The organism is Ruegeria sp. AF2 (assembly GCF_056542025.1).
Map to the genome: position 1 here is coordinate 19,060 of NZ_JBQFZC010000011.1, position 21,507 is coordinate 40,566.

Here is a 21,507-nt window from a genome sequence, read left to right on the forward strand (position 1 = left end):
TGCTGTCCCTCTTTCAGGTTGCAGTATGGCTGCACGAAAAGGGCTGTCGAACGCATGCGCGTCGGCAAGAACTGTCTGCGTTTGCCTGCCTCAGGCTGTGAAGAGGTGGATCTCTCCACCCCTTGAGTGTGGAGAAAACCGAAGGCATGCGTCAAGCCCCCGTGCCGGTTTGTAAGGGAAGGTCGCGAAAAACGACCTGCCGAAGAGTGTTCAGATCGCGGAACTATGCCCAGCCTTACTCAGATCATACGTGTCAAAGCTGCGCGCGATCATGCGGGTCAGCGCACGTGCTTCGGGCGGTATGAACAATCCGTTTTCATCCACGCGTAGCAACCCGTCGAAGGCCGCGTTTGCTGTTGCGTACATTTGCTGCAGTTCCGCAGTTGAAATGTCATAATCGCGCAGAATCTCGGCCGAGTTGATTTGGAAATCGCACATCAATGCTTCGATCAGACGAGACCGTAGAACATCCTGATCTTTGAACAAATGCCCGCGCGACGTCGAGAACCGCCCTTCGCGTATGGCCTTCGTATGAGCCGAGGTTGCTGGTGCGTTTTGCGCATATCCTTGCGGGAAGCGTGAGATCGAGCTTGCACCCAAGCCAATCAGAATAGGAGCTTGATCGTCTGTATAGCCCTGGAAATTCCGTTTCAATCGACCAGCGCGCAGCGCATGGGTCAGCCCATCGTCCTGCGTCGCGAAATGGTCAATCCCGATCTCGGCATAATTGTCCCATAGGAACAGTCGCCGGGCGGTTTCAAAAAGTTCCAGTCGCTGTTCCGGTGTGGGCAGGGCATCCGATGGAATCAACTGCTGGCGCTTGGCCATCCACGGCACATGCGCGTAGCCATAGAGTGCGACCCGGTCAGGGTTCAGCGACAACAGCTTTTGCACACTTTCGGTCATGCGTGCCTTGGTCTGGTGGGGCAGGCCATAAAGGATGTCCGCATTCAGGCTGGATATACCACGCGCGCGGATCATCTCGGCAGCTTCGCGGGTGGTGTCATAGCTTTGAATGCGACCGATGGTTTTCTGGATTTCGTCGTCAAAATCCTGAACGCCGATCGATGCGCGATTCATCCCGGCTTCGGCCAGTGCATCCAGCCGGGCTTCGTCGATCTCATTCGGATCGATCTCGACGGAAAACTCGGCGTCTGGGCCTAAAGGCACAATCTCAAGGATTCGCGCGGCCAGATCCCGCATCAAGTCTGCATTCAACAGCGTCGGCGTACCGCCGCCCCAGTGTAGCCGCGACAATTTAACACCCTCTGGCAGGCGTGCCGCCAGCAGGTCCAGCTCGGCCTTTAGCACGTCGACATAGGCAATGACCGGGTTATCAGTCTGGGTGCCTTGTGTCCGGCAGGCGCAAAACCAGCACAGCCGACGGCAGAAGGGTACGTGGATGTAAAGCGAGATTGAACTGCCCGGAGCAATCCCGGAAATCCAGTCGCTAAACAGATCAGCCCCGACGTCATTGCTGAAGTGGGGTGCGGTGGGATAGCTTGTGTAACGCGGTACTTTCGCGTCAAAAAGTCCAAGCCGTGCCAGTTGAGGTTTCAGTGTCATAAAGATATGACTATAGCTGGAGGGCCCAGGGTACTTTGACCGAAATCAAATGGAAGCGCGAATGACACTCAAGGCCCAATTCGACCACACCAATTGCGCAGAATGCCCGATCCGGCATCGTGCGGTGTGCGCGCATTGCGAAAAGGACGAGCTGGAAGAGCTTGAGAACATCAAGTACTACCGCAGCTTTGAGGCGGGGCAGACGATCATCTGGTCCGGCGATCCGATGAATTTTGTCGGCTCGGTCGTGTCGGGAATCGCGTCTTTGACACAGACGATGGAGGATGGGCGCAGGCAAATGGTCGGCCTGCTGCTGCCTAGTGATTTCGTGGGTCGCCCTGGACGAGACAACGCGCCTTATGACGTGGTTGCAACCACCGATCTGATGATGTGCTGTTTCCGCAAAAAGCCGTTCGAAGACATGATGATCACAACGCCGCACATCTCGCAGCGTCTGCTGGAAATGACGCTGGACGAATTGGATGCGGCCCGTGAGTGGATGCTGGTGCTTGGGCGCAAGACGGCGCGGGAAAAGATTGCCAGCCTGCTTTCGATCATCGCGCGCCGGGACGCATCGATTCATCAAGCCGGAATGGTAGCTCCGATTGTCTTTGACCTGCCACTGACGCGCGAGGCGATGGCCGACTATCTTGGGCTGACCCTGGAAACTGTCAGCCGGCAGATTTCCGCCTTGAAGAAAGATCAGGTCATTACTCTGGAAGGTAAACGCCATGTAACAATCCCCGATATGGGGCGCCTAATGGAAGAGGCGGGCGACGATACCGATGGCGGATTTCTGGTCTGATGCCTCAGCCCGCCGCCCTCGAACAATTGGGAGTCCCTTATGGAATTTAGCGGTTTACTCGCCATGCTGTTCATCGGCGCGATTGCTGGCTGGCTTTCGGGAAAAATCATGGAAGGGCGTGGGTTCGGCCTGATCGGGAATGTTATAGTCGGGATTGTCGGTGCGTTTCTGGCGGGCACGATCTTTCCCGCCCTGGGCTTTGCGGTTGGCGGAGGGCTCATCTCTTCGATCTTCTTTGCCACTATCGGCGCGGTGATCCTGCTGTTCCTGATCGGCCTGATCCGCAAGACATAAAGCCGCACCAGAGACGGACGGCTTTTGCGTTTGTTGGCGTCGTTAGTGAGCCAGAAACACGGGGATTTCTGATTGCTCCAGCATATTACGGGTCGCACCGCCCAAAATGGCCTCGCGAAAGCGCGAATGGCCATAGGCCCCCATAACGATCATATCGGCCTCGGTATCGGCAGCGTGGCGATTGAGGATGTCCGAGACGCGCGTCATGGTCTTGCTGAGCACGTCGATTTCGCACTTCACCCCATGTCGCGCCAGCATCTGAGATAGCAGACCGCCCGGGTCCGATCGATCCGGCCCATGACGCGGTGGATCAATCACGACAATCCGTGTGAGTTCGGCCTGCTTCAAGAATGGCAACGCGCGACGGATGGCGCGCATCGCTTCGACGCTTTCGTTCCAGCCCACCATGACGGTTTTTGGGGCCGAAATCGGTTTGTTATCATCGGGCACTAACAGCACCGGCGAATGGCCTTCGAACATGGCGGCCTCGACGATGGGTTCAGCTTCTGCGTCGCGGTCTTTTCCATAAGGTCGCGGCAATACCACGAGATCCGAAAAGCGCGCGCGACGTGCGACATGTCGCCCGAGATCAGCGATCTGAGCTACCCCGTTTTCAGCGGACCAGCGCACGCCCGACTTACCCAGATAATCCTGAGCGTAGGCGAGTATCTCGTCCGCCTCGGCATTGGCACGGCTCAGGGTCTCCTGCAGGATCAAAGCGTTTGCACCGGCATAATAATAACCGGTCTGACTGCGATCGACGCCAAGACACAACGCTTCGACATGGGCGTCCTGCCCTTCTGCCAATGCCACCATTTGTGCCAGTGCGTTCTGAGAAAGCTTGGTTTCCGTCATGACCGTAAGAAGAGATTTAAATGCCATGTCGACCTCATGTTTCCGGCGCTGTCCGTTGCCAGCGCGTGTCTGTTTCTGCAAAATACCTCTCACAGAAAACAGGGGCTTGTCTTGATGCAGATCAAAGCGTCAAAGGCGACCTCGCTGCATTACAGCATGCAGTCAAAAAGGTTTCGCGTGACACGAAGAATCGCGCGAGGCATGGCAAAGGGACGCAATATGTCAAATTACATCAAGCTGATCGTGCTTGGGCTGGTGGTGCTGTTCGCAGCCATCGGTTCTAACTACGCACGGGATTTGGCGTATCAGGTGCACGCAATTCTGGTGATGTTGATCGCCGGCGGTCTGTTCATCTGGACGCTTAGAAACACGGAAGAGCCAGATATCCTCGTCGACCGCTCTGGTGAGTATATGGATGATGTGATCCGCTACGGCGTGATCGCAACCGCATTCTGGGGGGTAGTCGGGTTCCTGGCAGGGACTTTTATTGCGTTCCAGCTAGCCTTTCCGGCGCTGAACTTCGAATGGGCGCAGGGCTATCTTAATTTCGGGCGTCTGCGGCCTTTGCATACATCGGCGGTTATCTTTGCCTTTGGCGGTAACGCGTTGATCGCAACTTCGTTCTATGTCGTACAGCGCACCAGCGCTGCGCGACTTTGGGGTGGAAACCTGGCATGGTTCGTATTCTGGGGCTATCAGCTGTTCATCGTGCTTGCGGCAACCGGTTATATACTTGGTGGAACGCAGTCGAAAGAATATGCCGAACCTGAATGGTACGTTGACCTGTGGCTGACCGTTGTCTGGGTTGCCTATCTGGCTGTTTATCTGGGCACGATCATCAAGCGGAAAGAGCCGCACATCTACGTGGCAAACTGGTTCTATCTGGCCTTTATCGTGACTGTCGCCATGCTGCACCTGGTCAACAACATGACCATCCCGGTCAGCATCTGGGGATCGAAATCGGTCATCGTCTGGTCTGGTGTTCAGGATGCCATGATCCAGTGGTGGTATGGCCACAACGCCGTGGGCTTCTTCCTGACTGCCGGTTTCCTGGGTATGATGTACTACTTCATCCCGAAACAGGCTGAGCGTCCGGTGTTCAGCTACAAGCTGTCGATCATCCACTTCTGGGCGCTGATCTTCCTGTATATCTGGGCTGGCCCGCACCACCTGCACTATACCGCGCTGCCTGATTGGGCCTCGACCCTTGGCATGGTATTCTCGGTGATCCTATGGATGCCTTCGTGGGGTGGTATGATAAACGGTCTGATGACCCTGTCGGGTGCATGGGACAAACTACGCACTGACCCAGTGATCCGGATGATGGTGATTTCGGTCGGCTTTTACGGCATGTCCACGTTCGAGGGTCCGATGATGTCGATCCGCGCTGTGAACAGCCTCAGCCACTACACCGACTGGACTATCGGTCACGTACACTCGGGCGCGCTTGGCTGGAATGGAATGATCACCTTTGGTGCTCTTTACTTCCTAGTCCCTGTTCTGTGGAAGCGTGAGCGTCTGTACTCGCTGCAGCTGGTCAGCTGGCACTTCTGGCTCGCCACCATTGGCATCGTTCTCTACGCGGCGTCGATGTGGGTCACCGGTATCATGGAAGGCCTGATGTGGCGTGAAGTGGACGCCAATGGCTTCTTGGTGAATTCGTTCGCTGACACCGTTGCCGCGAAGTTCCCGATGTATGTGGTGCGTGCGCTGGGTGGCGTGATGTTCGTCGCTGGCTCGCTGATCATGTGCTACAACCTGTGGATGACTGTACGGAAAGCGCCGGCCAAAGAGGCCAGCCTGACCGTCGCGGTCCCGGCTGAATAGGGAGGGCCGGAGCAATGGCAATTCTCGACAAACACAAGATCCTCGAGACCAACGCGACCCTCCTGCTGATCTTCAGCTTTCTGGTCGTGACCATCGGTGGCATCGTACAGATCGCGCCCCTGTTCTATCTTGAGAACACCATCGAGAAGGTGGAGGGCATGCGCCCTTACACCCCTCTCGAACTGGCGGGGCGTGAGGTTTATCTGCGCGAAGGCTGCTATGTTTGCCACAGCCAGATGATCCGCCCGATGCGTGATGAGGTTGAACGCTATGGCCACTACTCGCTGGCGGCTGAATCCATGTATGATCATCCGTTCCAATGGGGATCCAAACGCACCGGGCCGGATATTGCCCGCGTCGGTGGCCGGTATTCGGATCAATGGCAGGTGGACCACCTGCGCGATCCACAATCGGTGGTGCCGGAATCGGTGATGCCGAAATACGGCTTCCTTGAAGATCGTAAGCTAGACGGCAAGTATATCGGTGACATCATGGCGGCAAATGCCGTGGTTGGCACCCCGTATACCGACGAGATGCTTGAACAGGCGCAGGCCGATTTTAGGGCGCAGGCCGATCCGGACAGCGATTATGATGGATTGTTGGAACGCTATGGCGACAAGGTCAATGTGCGTAACTTTGACGGTCAGCCCGAGCTGACTGAAATGGATGCGTTGGTTGCTTACCTCCAGATGCTGGGCACGCTGGTCGATTTCTCGACCTTCACCCCGGACGCAAGCCGTTAAAGGAGGGTGTGATGGAACTATACACAATTCTAAGGCAGTTCGCGGATAGCTGGATGTTGCTGCTCCTGTTCTCGTTTTTTATTGGCATCATCATCTGGGTTTTCCGCCCTGGTGCCAGCAAGGAATACAAGGACACCGCCAACATCCCGTTCCGGCACGCTGATGCCCCAGCGCCCCGTCGGGGCGACGACAAACCCGCCACATCCAAGGAGGCGCGGCAATGAGTAAGACACCTGAAAAACAGCCGGGCGATCCTAACACCACGGGTCACAGCTGGGACGGAATCGAGGAATTCGATAATCCGATGCCACGCTGGTGGCTTTGGACCTTTTACGCGACCATCATTTGGGGCGTGATCTACACGATCATGTACCCCGCATGGCCCTTGGTTCAATCGGCAACCGCCGGTGTGCTGGGTTGGTCCTCGCGCGAGCTGGTGCAGCAGGAAATGGTCGCGTTCGAAGAAGCGAATGCGCCGTGGAATGCCAAGTTGGTGGAAACGCCGCTGGAAGAAATCTCGGCCGACGCGGAGCTGCAACAATACGCAGTTAACTCTGGTGGCGCTGTGTTCCGAACCTGGTGTGCGCAGTGCCACGGATCGGGCGCGCAGGGTGCGCCGGGTTTCCCGAACCTGCTGGATGATGCCTGGCTGTGGGGCGGCTCGCTTGAGGATATCGAGTACACCATCGCCTATGGCATCCGGAACGAGGAAAGCGACGACGCGCGCTATTCCGAGATGCCGGCCTTTGGTGAGATCCTCGAAAAGGATGAGATCACTCAAGTGGTTCAATACGTCATGTCCCTGACCAACGCCCAGACCGATGACGCGGCGGCGCAGGCAGGCAAGGTTGTATTCGAAGACAACTGCGCGGCTTGCCACGGTGATGACGGCAAAGGCGACGTTTCCCAGGGTGCGCCGAATCTGACCGATGCGATCTGGCTTTACGGCGGCAGCCAAGAGGCCCTGACCGAGACGGTCACCTACAGCCGCTTTGGCGTGATGCCCCCATGGGAAAATCGCCTGACCGACGCGCAAATCCGCGCCGTGACGGCCTATGTCCACCAGTTGGGTGGCGGTCAGTAAGGGTTAAAAGAACGCCTCCGGGCGGTCTCCCGCCCGAAGGTCTAGGCACCGGCTGTTCCATCTGTTCGCGCGTTTCCAGAACAGCCGGTGCCGATTTTCAAACAATAGGGCTGCAATCTCTGCCGGTCCAGATACGGCATTCAAACCAGTATCAAAGATCGTTCAGATTTACATCGCGCGGGTTTTCTCTCCACCAATGATGTTCGGGCAGCCAGCGCCGCTTGCGACGGCCCGGCTTTGGCGCATCGTAGATGTGAGGCGTATTGATGCGTGTCGCGTTCAAAAAAGATCTGGCGAATACGGTCAGCATGGTTTCCCTCCTGTGCAGAGTTGTTTCTGAGCTTTAAGATTGACCTGTCGCACGCCGAATGCGACTCAATTACCATTTCAATGTGTAAGTAGGATTTACATATGGACTGGCTATTGCTGCCGCCGTTGGCCTCTCTCAGGGCCTTTGCAGCCTTCGCTGAGAAGCGAAGTGTTGTCGAGGCCGGTGCTGCGCTCAATGTTAGCCACGCTGCAATCAGTCAGCAGCTTCGCGCGCTCGAGAAACATCTGGGCGCGGCTCTGCTGGACCGAACGGGCAAAGCGCTGACACTTACCGCGGAAGGTGAGCATCTTGCCCGTGCCCTGCAGCTTGGATTTGGTGCGATCGAGGCTGCTGTGGGTGATCTGGCTCGCTCGGCTCAGGACCGCCCGGTTCATGTGTCGCTGACGTCTTCCTTCGCTGCATCTTGGCTGATGCCGCGACTGCCGAGTTTCCGCGCGACGCATCCCGACGTAAACCTGATCCTAGATCCAACCTTTGAGGTGGTCGAGCTGCAACCGGGTGGCGTGGATGTAGCGATCCGTTATGGCGCCGGCGGTTGGCCGGGGGTGGAGTGTGAGATGTTGTTGCAGACGCCGATGGTCATCGTCGCCTCACCCACACTATTGGGTAACAAGACCGATTGGTCCCCGGCAGAACTTGCGCAGTTGCCGTGGCTTGAGGAAATTGGCACGACTGAGGGGACAAAATGGCTGACTGAGCGAGGTGTCGGACCCGAACGCGGCGCGGGGCGTACGCAGCTTCCCGGTAACCTGCTGCTGGATGGTTTACGGTCTGGGCAAGGGGTCACCGTCACTGTGCGACAATTCGTCGAAGCGGACATCAATGCGGGCCGCGTCGTCGAACTCTTCACCGAGCCGGATACGCGCGGGTATCATATAGTTACGCAAAAACAAGCTCTTAGGCGATCCGTGAAAATCTTCATCAACTGGCTGAGGCGCGAAGCGCGAAGCCAGCAGTAATTCACGCGTCTAAAGGTGTCTGCACGATGCGCGTTTTGACCCATGTCAAAGTCCCTTGCCTCGTGATCTGGAAGAACACACACTCAGAATAGCCAGTTGCGGAGCCAGCCTGTGAGCGATTCCAATCCCACCCCCAGTCTCTATGCCGCCAGAGAGCCGATTTTCCCGAGACGTGTGTCCGGCCCGTTTCGCAATCTGAAATGGATCATCATGGCGGTGACGCTGGGCATTTACTATGTGACGCCTTGGATCAGGTGGGATCGCGGTCCAAGCCTTCCGGATCAGGCCGTTCTTCTGGATCTGGCGAACCGCCGCTTCTATTTCTTCTGGATCGAGATTTGGCCGCACGAGTTCTATTTTGTCGCTGGGCTGCTGATCATGGCAGGATTGGGTCTGTTCCTGTTCACCTCGGCGCTTGGGCGGGTCTGGTGCGGATATGCCTGCCCGCAGACGGTTTGGACGGACCTGTATATCCTTGTCGAGCGCTGGATCGAGGGCGACCGTAATGCGCGCCTGCGTCTGCACAGGCAGAAAAAGCTGGATTTCCGCAAGGCGCGGCTGCGCCTGACCAAGTGGGTCGCTTGGTTCTTCATCGGGCTCGCGACCGGTGGCGCCTGGGTTTTCTATTTTGCGGATGCACCAACTCTGGCGCGTGATCTGGTCACCGGAAACGCGCATCCAGTGGCCTATACGACGATGCTGATTCTGACCGGCACCACGTTTTTCTTCGGTGGCTTTGCACGCGAACAAATCTGCATCTATGCCTGCCCATGGCCGCGCATACAGGCCGCGATGATGGACGAGGATACCCTGGTCGTCGGATATCGCGAATGGCGGGGTGAACCACGCGGCAAAGGCAAACGTACGGCTGACAGCGAGCTGGGCGATTGCATCGATTGTATGGCTTGCGTCAATGTCTGCCCGGTAGGGATCGACATTCGAGACGGTCAGCAACTGGAATGCATTACCTGTGCGCTTTGCATCGACGCCTGCGATGACATGATGGCCAAGATAGGCAAGCCCCGTGGTCTGATCGATTACATGGCGCTGAGTGATGAGGCCCGCGAACGCGAAGGTCAGCCACCCAAAAACGTTTGGAAACACATCCTGCGTCCGCGCACGATCCTGTACACGGCGCTATGGTCACTGGTCGGATTTGCACTGCTCTTTGCGTTGTTCATTCGTTCGGATATCGATTTGACGGTTGCGCCGGTGCGGAATCCGACTTTCGTTACCCTTTCAGATGGCACGATCCGTAATACCTATGATGTACGCCTGCGCAACAAACATGGCGAGGATCGGCCATTCAAACTGACGATTGCAGGCGATCCATCGCTGCAGATTGAAATCGAAGGTGTTGAAGGCGAGACTGTTAATGTCACTGCAGATACGGCACAATTGACCCGCGTCTATATCACCGCTCCACAGGGTACTGCCCCTGCGGCGGCTGACAGCACCTCGGTTCGCATCTGGGTCGAAGATCTGGAAAGTGGTGAGCGGGCCTACAAGGATACCAGTTTCAACGGACGAGGAAGCTGAGAATGGCAGAACGTCAATTCACAGGCAAACACGCATTGGCGGTATTTGTCGCGGCCTTTGGCGTGATCATCACGGTGAACCTCGTCTTGGCTTATAGTGCAATCAAGACCTTTCCGGGGCTTGAGGTGAAGAACTCTTATGTAGCCAGCCAGGAGTTCAATGAACGTTTGAAGGAACAGCAGGCCTTGGGTTGGAACATCAAGGCCGAGCTGACCGGAGGGCTGCTGGTGCTATACATAACCGATCAGACCGGTTCCCCTGTTGAAGTGGCAGATCTGCAGGCCGTGGTGGGGCGCGCCACCCATGTGAAGGAAGACTTCTCGCCGGACTTTACTTTTGATGGCATCGCCTATGCCGCTCCGGCTGCCCTAGGCGAAGGGAACTGGAACATTCGCCTTGTGGCCAAAGCAAAAGATGGTGCCGAGTTCGCGCAACGTGTGCCCCTGTATGTGAAAGGTTAGAGATGGTTGCGCAAGCCACTCCATCTCGGGCAGCCTGTCCTGGCTGCATCGCAGCCCCGGCAGAAGCGGCGCGGCCAATCCCAGAGGATATGCAGATCGCGCTGTCGCTGCCGGGCATCCACTGCTCGGCCTGCATCTCTACGGTCGAGCGTGAGTTGAATGCCCATCCCGGCGTTGAAGACGCGCGGGTCAATCTCACGCTGAAACGCGCGATGATCAAGGCGGCACCGGATACGCGCGCCGCCGATCTGATCCCGGTGCTGGAGCGCGCTGGCTTTGAAGCCCACGAACTGGATCCGGGTGCGCTTTCGGCTACGCAAACCGATAAGGCCGGGCGCGATCTGCTGATGCGGCTGGCAGTGGCGGGTTTTGCTTCGATGAACGTGATGCTGTTATCGGTGTCGGTCTGGTCCGGCGCCACCGATGCGACGCGCGACATGTTCCACTGGATATCGGCAGCGATTGCGCTGCCTGCAATTGCGTTCTCGGCCCAGCCTTTCTTTTCCAACGCCTGGAGCGCGCTGCGCGTGCGCCGGTTGAATATGGATGTGCCGATTGTTCTGGCGATCCTGCTGGCTCTGGTCACGTCGCTTTGGGAAACTGCACTCAGCGGTGAACATGCTTATTTCGACGCGGCTTTGACCCTGACATTCTTCCTGCTAGCGGGCAGGTATTTGGACTATCGCACCCGTGCCGCGGCACGTTCGGCTGCCGAAGAACTAACCGCGCTGGAGGTCCCGCGCGCCATCCGGCTAGTGGATGGGACCGAAGCGGAAGTGGCGGTGGCGAGCCTTAACGTGGGTGATCTGATTCTGGTTCGCCCCGGAGGGCGTATGCCAGTGGATGGCGAAATCATCTCGGGCCAGTCCGAGTTGGACCGGTCGCTGCTGACCGGGGAAACCCTCCCGGTCTTTGCCGAGGCCGGGCTGAACGTCAGTGCAGGTGAGGTTAACCTGACCGGTCCCCTGACCATCCGTGCGACGGCAGTCGGGGAAGATACCTCGCTGCACCGTATGGCGGATCTGGTAGCCATCGCTGAATCGGGCCGATCACGGTATACCTCGCTGGCAGACAAGGCGGCCAAGCTTTATGCGCCGGGGGTGCATATACTCTCCGCGCTCAGCTTCTTAGGATGGTATATTTATTCGGGCGATATCCGGACGGCGCTGAATATCGCTGCGGCGGTTTTGATCATCACATGTCCCTGCGCGCTGGGCTTGGCAGTGCCGGCGGTAACCACTGCAGCATCAGGCCGATTGTTCCGCAGTGGCATGCTGATCAAACACGCGACCGCGTTAGAACGGTTGGCCGAAGTGGATACGGTGGTGTTCGACAAGACCGGAACCCTCACATCCGGTGCGCCTGAGTTGACCAACCTTGGTGATCATTCGCGTACCGATTTGCAAGTGGCTCTGGCATTGGCCGAAGCGTCTTCGCACCCATTGTCTCTTGCCCTTGCAAAGGCTGCGCGTGAGGCCGGGATCAAGCCTGCCAAGTTGCACGATGTTGTTGAGGTGCCGGGATATGGCACTGAGGGCGTTTACCGTGATCAGCAGGTCCGGCTGGGTCGAGCGGCCTGGGTCGGCGGCGAAGATGGTGAGCAGACCGCAGCCTGGCTCGCAATTGGATCGCAGACGCCATCGCGCTTTACTTTTACCGACAGTCTGCGCGCAGGCGCTGCCGAGGCGATTGCGGCTTTCCGCACTGCTGGCAAAGACGTCATCCTGATTTCCGGCGATACGGAAGGCGCGGTTCAGGCCTTGGCGGGCAAGCTTGGCATTGAGAACTGGATCGCCCAGGCCTTGCCTCAAGACAAAGCCGCCAAGGTGCAGCAGCTGAGTGATCAGGGTCGGCACGTTCTGATGGTCGGCGATGGGCTGAACGATACGGCGGCATTGGCGGCGGCGCATGTGTCGATTTCTCCGGCCAGCGCCTTGGATGCCGCGCGGGTGGCGTCGGATATCGTGCTACTGGGCAATGATCTGTCCCCAATCGCTGAGGCTTGCGATACAGCCGTCAGGGCGACCCGTCGGATTCGCGAGAATTTCCGGATCGCCACTGTCTATAACATCATCGCGGTCCCGCTGGCCGTTGCCGGGTTGGCGACACCCCTTATTGCGGCATTGGCGATGTCGACCTCGTCGATTACCGTGTCGTTGAACGCCTTGCGGCTGAGGTAACTCTGATGGAAGTGCTTGCCTATCTGATCCCGATTTCCCTGCTTTTGGGCGGGGTTGGCTTGGTTGCGTTTATCTACACGGTCCGCTCGAACCAGTATGAGGATCCGGAAGGCGATGCGCGCCGTATCCTAAGCGACGAATGGGATGACAAGCCCAAGCCCTGACAGAGGCGTCAACAGCCCTTGAAATTGCCGCAATGCCCGGCTATGTCCGGCCCATCCGCTAGAAGAGAGATTGTAGCCTCATGGCAACCTTAAACCCGATCCAGTTCATTCAGCAGGTCCGCGCCGAAGTCGCAAAGGTCGTCTGGCCGACCCGTCGTGAGGTTCTGTTGACCACGGTCATGGTGTTCATCATGGCTGCGCTGACGGCTGTGTTCTTTGCGCTGGTTGATCTGGGCATTCGCGGCGGTCTGCAACTGGTACTCGGCGCGTTCAGCTAAGCCGGTTTGGGCAAGCCGAAACGCGACTGCCCCCTTGCACAGCTTGCGATGTCAGAGTAGGTGACATGACTATTCGGAATGGGCGTGCGGCGAATCGGGCTGCGCGCCGCTTTTTATTCCGGGTGACGCAATAGGATTTCAACGAAGGGCGCGATGCGTCGCAGCCCAAAGGCAAACAAGGACGACAGGTTCATGGCGAAACGGTGGTATTCGGTCAGCGTTCTTTCGAATTTCGAAAAGAAGATCGCAGAGCAGATCCGCACGTCGGTGGCTGAGCAGGGCCTTGAAGACGATATCGACGAGGTACTGGTGCCCACCGAAGAGGTGATCGAAGTGCGCCGGGGCAAGAAGGTCACCACCGAACGTCGCTTTATGCCGGGTTACGTGCTGGTACACATGGAAATGTCGGATCAGGGCTATCACCTGATCAACTCGATCAATCGCGTTACCGGCTTCCTGGGTCCTCAGGGCCGCCCGATGCCGATGCGCGACGCCGAGGTGAACCAGATCCTCAACCGCGTTCAGGAAGGTGAAGAAGCGCCCAAGCTGATGATCAGCTTCGAGGTTGGCGAGAAGGTCAAGGTCAACGACGGCCCGTTCGAGGATTTCGACGGCATGGTCGAAGGTGTGGACGACGAGAACCAGAAACTGAAAGTTTCGGTTTCGATCTTTGGCCGCGAAACACCGGTCGAGCTGGACTTTACGCAGGTCACAAAGCAAAGCTGATTGGTTCCCATCGAACCATCGTTTGGGGTGCCTTATGGGCACCCTTTTTACGTTTGGGGCGTGCTTATCTGCCAGACAGTTTGATCCGCACCAAAACCTTTAAGTGATACAGTTCCGACCGGTTCGCAGAGTGTCGGGAGAAATGCTGCGGCTGTATCCGAAAGGACATGGTCGCAATCCAAGTCTGTGGCCGCCGCTACAAGTCTAGCCGCCAAATTGACGTCGGGACCGATGGCCGTGAAATCCAGCCGGTCCCCGCCACCTACATTGCCATAATGGAAGCGACCGTGATGAATTGCAGTGCGCACGCCTAGCTTTTGCTGAAAATCGGCCTCGGCCAGCGACGCCACACCCTCGCGCACCGCTGCGATGGCGGCCTGAATCTGCACCTTTGGCGGAAGATTCGTGCTGGTTGGGAAGATGGCAAAAAAGCCGTCGCCCATGAACTTCAGAATCTCTCCGCCGTGGTCCATGACCGACGGGACAAGGCAATCAAACGTGTCATTCAGCAGCCGGACCAGCGTATCGCCGGAAACCGAATTCGAAAGGCGGGTAAATCCCTTGAGATCCGCAAACAGGATAACGGCCTCGATTTTGCTGCCATCACCGCGATGTACTTTACCGTCCAGAATGTGGGCGCCACTGTTACGGCCGACATAGGTCGACAGAAGGTAGGTCGCGTCGAGCCGCAGCATATAGGTCTCGGTCAGGCGGGCGAGCGGACCGCGAACCCGGCTCAGGATCGCTAGATCACTCTCTGAAAACCCACCGGGCGTGGCACTTGACCAAGTGCAGACATGGGTATCGCCGTTGAGATAGATCAGCGGTTGCGCCAGATAATCGGTGAAGCCCTGCTCGCGCAATTCTCCGACAATGATGTAATCCTCGGGGCAGTTGGGGTCTTCCAGATGGCGGCGGATGGGTTGCTGACGCTCGATCACATGCGGCAGGGGGTTATCGGTGTAGATCGCCTCGGTGAACAATTGAGACGGCGCGTCGACCCGATCAACGCCAGCGCCCGCTTTCCACAGGAAACGTCGACCCATCAGATTGGGATGCAGCGTCCAGATGAACAAACCGAACCGGTCGATGGCGACACCGGCATCCAGCAGACGGGTACAGATACCTTCGATGATATCGACCGCATTTCCAGCTGGGCGGGCACCGTCAACCATCCACTCGATCAAAGCGTCGATCTTGTCATGTTTTGAGATCGGTTCCGGTGGGGTCGGCATAATGGCACCCTCAATATAGAACGCCGCGATGCAAACTGACACCGCGGCGTTATTTGTATCAGCTTCGCAGAGGCTGAAACGACTGAGTGCGCGACTTACTGCGCTTGAACCATAGCGGCTCGCAACAGTTGCGGGCGGTCGGTCTGGGATGGCAGGAAGACGGCCTGCGAACCGGCATCCAACGCCGAAAGGCTCGCATCGTACCACTGCATCGCAAGATCGCGACGCTGTTGCACACCAAAGCCTTCGCGCAGGTGGTGGCCGATCAACTCTCCATAGGCAGGCTCACCCATCGCGACTAGCATCAATGCAGAACCGACTGCCGTGTCCATGTTGTCCTGACGGTAGCCCATCGACAGACAAACCTTGCTTGTCGCTGCAAGATCAGCGGGGCTTAGGCCCGAGTCCAGCGCAAGCTTGCGTACCTGGGTTTCAGCTTCTGCCTTCGAGCTGATCGACAGCGCATCAACTTGCGGTGCCAACATTTCGCCGTACGAGTCGCATTGTGCGCTCACCTGATCCGGCGTCAGCCCCTGGATATCCGCCATCAGATCTTCGCCACGCGCCATTGCATAGCTGCGAGCAAGGCAGAACTGTTCGCTGAGGGCAAAATCGGCATCCGTCATATTTGACAGCGTCGTGTAGCCCCCGTTTGTCGAGGTCTGCAGCATCACCCCGCTACACCGATTGGCCAGCGATGGGCCGCCGGTCCCGCCGGAAAATAGGCTTGGCAGGCTGGCAGAGGCGGTTTCAGTTGTATTGGCCTCGGGCTCTGGTTCCCGAGCTTCAGGAACCACAACCGGAATCGTGGTTGCTGGGGCTTGTGCTGGTGCCTGAGGGGCAGCAGCCAGGGCAGAGCCGGTTTGTATCTGCCGACGGTATTCCATCAAAAGCGGTTGGCCTGCGAGTTGAGTTGTCGTCTGACCGCCGCTTGTCGCCCAGTAATAGGCCTGCATTAGGAAGTCGCGCTGATAGGGCTGGAAGTCATAGCCATTCACGGGGTAGCCCATGGAGACCTGATAGCGTTCGATCGCAGACCGTGTGCCACGACCGACTTGACCATCAACGCGACCCGCATTGTAGCCGAAATAGTTGAGCGCGGTCTGGGTTTGCGCCCCTTGTGTGGTCGACGGAATTCCGGGGCGATAGGTGCGTGTTGTTGTTGACCTCGTCCGGGCCTGCTGTTTTCTCTGCTGATCCCGGCCGATAGCGTAGCCGATGACGCCACCAACCACAGCACCGCCCAGTATCTCGCCAGCATCGGCCCGTGCGGTCTGAGGAGAAGACGCCGCAAATGACAGCGCGATGCCAACTGTTATTAGTAAACGAATGATCATAATTAACCTCCACCAAAAATACTAATTTCGTCGAGTATAGCACAGCTGCGAGTATTGAGGTGAGGGGGGTGGCGGAAACCCGACCATCCCGCAACCACCGCGCGGATTCTGCATTGATATTAATTTCTTAAGAGTTGTCAGTCGCACCTTGTTAGTAACGATCTGTACGCCGTGAGCGTATGAGACCCACTTGGGGGCTTGATTCGATGTGTGAGAGCAGGGCAGGCCACTTGCCAACCCCGCCGTTCCGCTGTAAGTGCCGCCCCTATCGTCTTCGGGCGAGATTCTCTCGTGGGAGGTTGCTGGGATCGCGATCCCGGATCGGACCACGCAACATAATCTGGTCGGGGCGCGCCCTGACTTAGTTGAAAGGAAAACCAAATGGCCAAGAAGCTTGCTGGTACAATGAAACTGCAGGTTCCTGCAGGTCAGGCGAACCCGTCGCCGCCAGTTGGTCCGGCGCTGGGTCAGCGCGGCATCAACATCATGGAATTCTGCAAGGCGTTCAACGCCAAGACCGCAGACATGGAGCCCGGCGCTCCGTGCCCGACCGTGATCACCTATTATCAGGACAAGTCCTTCACCATGGACATCAAGACGCCGCCCGCGTCTTACTACCTGAAAAAAGCAGCTGGTCTGAAGCCGGTCGGCAAGCGTAACCGCCCCCGCGGCGCGGAGAACCCCGGTCGTGAGACCGTGGCAACCGTGACCTCGAAGCAGGTTCGTGAAATCGCCGAAGCCAAAATGAAAGATCTGAACGCCAACGACGTTGAAGGCGCAATGCAGATCATCCTGGGCTCGGCCCGCTCCATGGGCATCGAGGTGAAGTAAGATGGCAAAACTCGGTAAACGTACCCGCGCTGCGCGCGAAGCTGTCGCTGGCAAGGAAAACCTGTCGGTTGACGAAGCAGTTGCCCTGGTCAAAGCCAACGCAACCTCGAAATTCGACGAGACCATCGAAATCGCAATGAACTTGGGCGTTGACACCCGTCACGCAGACCAGATGGTTCGCGGCGTTGTCGGCCTGCCGAACGGCACTGGTAAAGCGATGCGCGTTGCTGTTTTTGCTCGTGGCCCCAAGGCCGACGAAGCGAAAGAAGCGGGCGCAGATATCGTTGGCGCAGAAGACCTGATGGAAACCATTCAGGGCGGCACCATCGAATTCGATCGCTGCATTGCCACCCCGGACATGATGCCGATCGTCGGTCGTCTGGGTAAAGTTCTGGGCCCTCGCAACCTGATGCCGAACCCCAAAGTCGGCACCGTGACCATGGACGTGAAAGCGGCCGTGGAAGCAGCCAAGGGCGGTGAAGTTCAGTTCAAGGCGGAAAAAGGCGGCGTTGTGCACGCCGGTGTTGGCAAAGCGTCCTTCGACGAAGCCAAGCTGGTCGAAAACGTCCGTGCCTTCATCTCGGCTGTTGCGAAGGCCAAACCGTCGGGTGCCAAAGGCACCTATATGAAGAAAATCGCGCTGAGCTCGACCATGGGCCCGGGTGTGACTCTGGACGTGGCGGCTGCTGCGGGCGAATAAGCCTTAGCGTTTAGCTGTGAGAACTTGATCCCGGGTAGTGAGAACTGCCCGGGATTTTTATTGCGTGCCACATGAGAAACAGGCTGTAGCTGTGTGATAGCGTGGTTGCTTGCACATCAATTGAAATCTTGAAGTTTTGCCAATTTCAAACCCGGTTACAGCTACGCTGACTAAAAAGCAGCGATACGCACAAACATAGATTCAATGCCTCAGCAGCGGTGGCTAAAGAAGCGATTGAACTAGGGGGTGTGGTCTGACACAGTTCCCCCATTGTCGTGTAGTAGCTGTTAGAGAATACCCATCAATGAACCAAAATATTCGTCAGAAATCACTTCCAGAAGATCGACGCGCCTTTTGGGACCAGTTTTATGCGAAATCGGCAGGGTCATGGGAGCTTACCTTGCCGTCGCAATTCGCAGCGTTTGTGGCAAATGAGATTGATCGGCAGTCACATGTCATTGACGTAGGGTGTGGGAATGCCCGTGACAGTTTTTTCTTTTCACGACACGGGTTCAAAGTGACCGGCATGGATGCGTCTGAGGCAGCGATTGCGTCAGCGCAAAAGCATGCACAAAAGCAGGGCGGCGACGATCTTGAATTTGTTCAGACCAATCTCGAAGATGGATTGGTTGAGCGTGTGTTGTCCGAGCGACGATCTGAAATTGTTTGCGTTTATGCTCGGTTCTTTTTGCATGCGATCACAGATGATGAAGAAGATGCTCTGATCCGGGCGCTGCGGAGCGGGTGCAGGCCTGGCGATGTCGTAGCGTTCGAATATCGAACGTTGGCGGACCGAGCCACAACGAAAATTGCGGCGCCGCATTTCCGGCGATACGTAAGTGCGACGGATCTGGATTCAAAAATGGAAGCCTCAGAATTCCGAAAGTGTTATGGCGTCGAAGGCAGTGGTTTCGCAAAATATAAAACAGAAGATGCGATCGTCGCCCGCGCGATCTATGAAAAAACACCATGACCGAAGCAGAATTGATCAAGGAGCTCGCGTCGCTTCGCGAGCATGTTTTTACGCATGCTGCGGCCCAAACGGCACTACCACGACCTCGCAAAACGCGCCTTGCGGTTGAGGCGCTAAAGGATCCCATAATGCGCTTGGAGAACCAGTCGCTCTATGATGATTGGGAAGAGACATTTCTTCTTTTGTGCTGCCACAGAAGATTAAAGCCTGCCCGGACGCACGGTAGGCTGAAGCATATGGAAATTCGCTATGCAGAACAGGGTATGGAGGCGCGCTTTGCCTCGTTTTTTGAGCGCGTGAAGCAGACGCTACACCCAGATTACATTACCCCACATGGCTATAACAGAACATTCGGAGAAAAGGCTGGCGATGATATCTTTTCAAAACTTGACGCCGAGCTTGAACCCGTAATTCGTTTAGGGAAGCCGATCATTCTATACGCTGGCGCGTTGTTGGGTCTCGTTCGAGAGGGTGGATTGATTGGCCACGACGACGATGTCGATTTTGCAGTGCATCTGGGTGAGTCTACGCTTGAAGGCGTCGCTGAAAAATGGATTGATTATCAGCGAGAGTTGCTCGCCAATGAGTGCCTGGATACCAATTCGTTGAAGCGAAATATACCAATCTTCAAAGTAAAAAATAATTTGGGCATTGATATAGATCTATTTCCGGCGTGGACGGAAAACGGGCGCTTTAGCGTGTACCCGTACTCACTCAACGACTTGCCGGAAAGCGCGATTTTCCCGCTAAAATCACTTAATGGTGGAGAAATCATGCTGCCGCAGGACGCGCCAGCATTGCTGGCTCAGAGCTACGGTGAAAACTGGCGAATACCGGACCCGCTTTTTCATTTCCGTTGGCGGACTGCGCGCCGCAAGTTTGCACCTATGCTTCGGCACGACTTTACCGGCGGTTGAAAGCGCCCCGCCGCCGTGCCCTCAAGCAGCGACCGCATTTGCACGATAGCGGTTAGTTGGCAGAATGCTTGGCTAGCTCTGCGCACAGATATTGAGCGATGTCTTAGCAGGCGTGTAGCTATGGTGCGCGTAGCGAAATCCGCAAGCCTCAGTGTCGGTTCGTTTTCTGGAAACCGAGATGCCTCAGAACAGTTTCAACTATGTCGCAGCCCCTGCGCGGGCGGTGCAAGTCGCCTAAATTTACCTCTTGGAAACCCGGCCTATCTGTCCTAAGTAGACCTGCGGAATAAAGCGTGCGATTCGTCGTGCGCTTTATTTTGTTTCGTCCAAGACGGTGGGTGGGTCCATCTGGCCCCTTAATTCCCTGCCTGAGACGGGTAAGACCAAAGAATTCTGAGGGTCACGATCCTCGGGCGCATTTTGGCCAATCCCGTAACAACGGACCTGAACGCCGGAGCGAAAGCTGCGGCAAATATGAGCCGGGGTGAGATATCGCCCCTAACTTGGAGAGAACTGTGGATAGAGCCCAGAAAGAGAAAGTGGTCGAGGAACTCGGCCAAATCTTCGAAAGCTCTGGCGTCGTAGTGGTTTCGCACTACGCCGGTCTGACAGTTGCCGAAATGCAGGACCTTCGCGCACGTGCTCGTGACGCGGGTGGTGCCGTGCGTGTTGCCAAGAACAGGCTCGCCAAAATCGCCCTTGAGGGTAAGCCGTGTGAAAGCATGGCCGACCTGCTGACAGGGATGACCGTTCTGACCTATTCCGAGGACCCCGTGGCAGCTGCCAAGGTGGCCGAGGACTTCGCCAAGGATAACAAGAATTTTGAGATCCTCGGCGGTGCAATGGGCGAGAACGCTCTGGACCGCAAAGGCGTCGAAACAGTTTCGAAAATGCCGTCTCGTGAAGAGCTTATTGCTTCGATCGTTGGCTGCATTGGCGCACCTGCTTCGAACATCGCCGGCGCGATTGGCGCACCTGCAAGCAACATCGCAAGCATCCTTTCCACCATCGAAGAGAAGGCGGAAGCTGCGTAAGCGGTTGGCACTGAATGATCTGCGTAGGGGAACCACCCTGACGTTGGAACACACACTGTAAAACGGAAAGAGCTAATACAATGGCTGATCTGAAAGCACTCGCAGAAAGCATCGTGGGTCTGACCCTGCTGGAAGCACAAGAACTGAAAACCATCCTCAAAGACGAATACGGCATCGAGCCCGCAGCTGGCGGCGCCGTAATGGTTGCAGCTGGTGGCGACGCCGGTGGCGCAGCTGAGGAAGAAAAAACCGAATTCGACGTCGTTCTGAAGAACGCCGGCGCTTCGAAAATCAACGTGATCAAAGAAGTTCGCGGCATCACCGGTCTGGGCCTGAAAGAAGCCAAAGAGCTGGTCGAAGCTGGCGGCAAGATCAAAGAAGGCGTGTCGAAAGACGAAGCCGAGGAAGTCAAAGGCAAGCTGGAAGCAGCTGGCGCCGAAGTCGAGCTGGCCTAAGCCAACCGACAGGTGCATCGCTGATGCGCCGCAAAATTTGGCTGGGTCCGGAGAAATCCGGGTCCAGCCGAACCTGTCTTAGAAAGGGCCTCATTGTCTGGGGCGTTTTCTAAGACACGGTTTTCGGATCGGGAGGCCACCTTCGGGACGGTGGTCACGAATTGATCCGGACGTGTCGTCTCGATTGTGCAAGATGCCGGGGCCCGACGGTGT

24 protein-coding genes are annotated in these 21,507 nt (G+C 56.9%); 19 read left to right on the forward strand and 5 right to left on the reverse strand.

The annotated features are described in order from the left end of the window. Positions 1-210 precede the first annotated feature (210 nt). Positions 211-1,566: an oxygen-independent coproporphyrinogen III oxidase gene (hemN, locus tag ACR0NM_RS20005; protein ID WP_170406528.1), complete on the reverse strand. Its 1,356-nt coding sequence runs from the start codon at positions 1,564-1,566 to the stop codon at positions 211-213. Positions 1,567-1,627: 61 nt separating this feature from the next. Between hemN and fnrL the strand changes: the two genes are divergently transcribed. Continuing rightward, positions 1,628-2,371 carry a transcriptional regulator FnrL gene (fnrL, locus tag ACR0NM_RS20010; protein ID WP_170406526.1) on the forward strand — a complete coding sequence of 248 codons (744 nt, stop codon included), beginning with the start codon at positions 1,628-1,630 and terminating at the stop codon, positions 2,369-2,371. Positions 2,372-2,410: 39 nt separating this feature from the next. Next, complete coding sequence (locus tag ACR0NM_RS20015; protein ID WP_170514712.1) at positions 2,411-2,665, forward strand: GlsB/YeaQ/YmgE family stress response membrane protein; 255 nt, start codon at positions 2,411-2,413, stop codon at positions 2,663-2,665. Positions 2,666-2,707: 42 nt separating this feature from the next. Here ACR0NM_RS20015 and ACR0NM_RS20020 read toward each other — a convergent pair whose 3' ends face one another. Then, positions 2,708-3,547 (reverse strand): universal stress protein, encoded by an 840-nt coding sequence (locus ACR0NM_RS20020; protein WP_170398633.1) that lies wholly within the window; start codon positions 3,545-3,547, stop codon positions 2,708-2,710. 192 nt (positions 3,548-3,739) lie between these two features. Between ACR0NM_RS20020 and ccoN the strand changes: the two genes are divergently transcribed. The 4 genes from ccoN to ccoP are packed head-to-tail and all read left to right on the forward strand — an operon-like array spanning position 3,740 to position 7,174. Beyond that, positions 3,740-5,347: a cytochrome-c oxidase, cbb3-type subunit I gene (gene ccoN / locus ACR0NM_RS20025; protein WP_170398630.1), complete on the forward strand. Its 1,608-nt coding sequence runs from the start codon at positions 3,740-3,742 to the stop codon at positions 5,345-5,347. Between the two features lie 14 nt (positions 5,348-5,361). Then, complete coding sequence (gene ccoO, locus ACR0NM_RS20030; protein WP_170398627.1) at positions 5,362-6,090, forward strand: cytochrome-c oxidase, cbb3-type subunit II; 729 nt, start codon at positions 5,362-5,364, stop codon at positions 6,088-6,090. Between the two features lie 11 nt (positions 6,091-6,101). Beyond that, entirely contained in the window at positions 6,102-6,314 is a 213-nt protein-coding gene (locus tag ACR0NM_RS20035; protein ID WP_170398624.1) for a cbb3-type cytochrome c oxidase subunit 3, read from the forward strand. Continuing rightward, positions 6,311-7,174, forward strand: a complete 864-nt coding sequence (gene ccoP / locus ACR0NM_RS20040) for a cytochrome-c oxidase, cbb3-type subunit III (RefSeq protein ID WP_170398621.1) — start codon at positions 6,311-6,313, stop codon at positions 7,172-7,174. Before ACR0NM_RS20035 ends, ccoP begins: the two co-directional genes overlap by 4 nt. Positions 7,175-7,325: 151 nt before the next feature. Here the strand turns inward: ccoP and ACR0NM_RS20045 are convergent, their stop codons facing one another. Continuing rightward, positions 7,326-7,484 (reverse strand): hypothetical protein, encoded by a 159-nt coding sequence (locus ACR0NM_RS20045; RefSeq protein WP_170398617.1) that lies wholly within the window; start codon positions 7,482-7,484, stop codon positions 7,326-7,328. 101 nt (positions 7,485-7,585) lie between these two features. Here ACR0NM_RS20045 and ACR0NM_RS20050 point away from each other — a divergent pair, with 101 nt between their 5' ends. The 7 genes from ACR0NM_RS20050 (at position 7,586) to nusG (ending at position 13,812) form a co-directional block, all read left to right on the forward strand. Next, on the forward strand, positions 7,586-8,464 hold the full coding sequence (locus ACR0NM_RS20050) for a LysR family transcriptional regulator (RefSeq protein ID WP_480616344.1): 879 nt from the start codon (positions 7,586-7,588) through the stop codon (positions 8,462-8,464). A 111-nt stretch (positions 8,465-8,575) separates the two neighbouring features. Continuing rightward, the gene (gene ccoG, locus ACR0NM_RS20055) at positions 8,576-10,003 is read left to right on the forward strand and encodes a cytochrome c oxidase accessory protein CcoG (protein ID WP_170398610.1); all 1,428 of its coding nucleotides are present in this window, start codon (positions 8,576-8,578) and stop codon (positions 10,001-10,003) included. 2 nt (positions 10,004-10,005) lie between these two features. Next, positions 10,006-10,464, forward strand: a complete 459-nt coding sequence (locus ACR0NM_RS20060) for a FixH family protein (RefSeq protein ID WP_170406514.1) — start codon at positions 10,006-10,008, stop codon at positions 10,462-10,464. Between the two features lie 2 nt (positions 10,465-10,466). Then, positions 10,467-12,644 (forward strand): heavy metal translocating P-type ATPase, encoded by a 2,178-nt coding sequence (locus tag ACR0NM_RS20065; protein ID WP_480616346.1) that lies wholly within the window; start codon positions 10,467-10,469, stop codon positions 12,642-12,644. Between the two features lie 5 nt (positions 12,645-12,649). Continuing rightward, complete coding sequence (gene ccoS / locus ACR0NM_RS20070; protein WP_074737762.1) at positions 12,650-12,808, forward strand: cbb3-type cytochrome oxidase assembly protein CcoS; 159 nt, start codon at positions 12,650-12,652, stop codon at positions 12,806-12,808. Between the two features lie 80 nt (positions 12,809-12,888). After that, positions 12,889-13,086: a preprotein translocase subunit SecE gene (secE, locus tag ACR0NM_RS20075; protein WP_170398600.1), complete on the forward strand. Its 198-nt coding sequence runs from the start codon at positions 12,889-12,891 to the stop codon at positions 13,084-13,086. A gap of 192 nt (positions 13,087-13,278) precedes the next feature. Continuing rightward, positions 13,279-13,812 carry a transcription termination/antitermination protein NusG gene (gene nusG / locus ACR0NM_RS20080; protein WP_152459924.1) on the forward strand — a complete coding sequence of 178 codons (534 nt, stop codon included), beginning with the start codon at positions 13,279-13,281 and terminating at the stop codon, positions 13,810-13,812. Between the two features lie 47 nt (positions 13,813-13,859). Here the strand turns inward: nusG and ACR0NM_RS20085 are convergent, their stop codons facing one another. Continuing rightward, positions 13,860-15,047: an adenylate/guanylate cyclase domain-containing protein gene (locus ACR0NM_RS20085; RefSeq protein ID WP_480616348.1), complete on the reverse strand. Its 1,188-nt coding sequence runs from the start codon at positions 15,045-15,047 to the stop codon at positions 13,860-13,862. A 95-nt stretch (positions 15,048-15,142) separates the two neighbouring features. Further along, positions 15,143-16,384 carry a peptidoglycan-binding domain-containing protein gene (locus ACR0NM_RS20090; protein WP_480616350.1) on the reverse strand — a complete coding sequence of 414 codons (1,242 nt, stop codon included), beginning with the start codon at positions 16,382-16,384 and terminating at the stop codon, positions 15,143-15,145. 381 nt (positions 16,385-16,765) lie between these two features. Between ACR0NM_RS20090 and rplK the strand changes: the two genes are divergently transcribed. From rplK to rplL, 6 genes are all read left to right on the forward strand, one after another. Further along, positions 16,766-17,215: a 50S ribosomal protein L11 gene (gene rplK, locus ACR0NM_RS20095; protein ID WP_010440985.1), complete on the forward strand. Its 450-nt coding sequence runs from the start codon at positions 16,766-16,768 to the stop codon at positions 17,213-17,215. A gap of 1 nt (position 17,216) precedes the next feature. Further along, complete coding sequence (gene rplA / locus ACR0NM_RS20100; protein ID WP_480616352.1) at positions 17,217-17,915, forward strand: 50S ribosomal protein L1; 699 nt, start codon at positions 17,217-17,219, stop codon at positions 17,913-17,915. A gap of 304 nt (positions 17,916-18,219) precedes the next feature. Then, positions 18,220-18,888 (forward strand): class I SAM-dependent methyltransferase, encoded by a 669-nt coding sequence (locus ACR0NM_RS20105; protein ID WP_480616354.1) that lies wholly within the window; start codon positions 18,220-18,222, stop codon positions 18,886-18,888. Then, a complete protein-coding gene (locus ACR0NM_RS20110) occupies positions 18,885-19,805 on the forward strand; it encodes a hypothetical protein (protein ID WP_170596849.1) in 921 nt (306 codons plus the stop codon). The genes ACR0NM_RS20105 and ACR0NM_RS20110 overlap by 4 nt, the downstream gene beginning before the upstream one ends. 515 nt (positions 19,806-20,320) lie before the next feature. After that, on the forward strand, positions 20,321-20,839 hold the full coding sequence (rplJ, locus tag ACR0NM_RS20115; protein WP_010441181.1) for a 50S ribosomal protein L10: 519 nt from the start codon (positions 20,321-20,323) through the stop codon (positions 20,837-20,839). Between the two features lie 80 nt (positions 20,840-20,919). Continuing rightward, positions 20,920-21,294 carry a 50S ribosomal protein L7/L12 gene (gene rplL / locus ACR0NM_RS20120; protein ID WP_010441182.1) on the forward strand — a complete coding sequence of 125 codons (375 nt, stop codon included), beginning with the start codon at positions 20,920-20,922 and terminating at the stop codon, positions 21,292-21,294. The last annotated feature ends 213 nt before the right edge of the window (positions 21,295-21,507 follow it).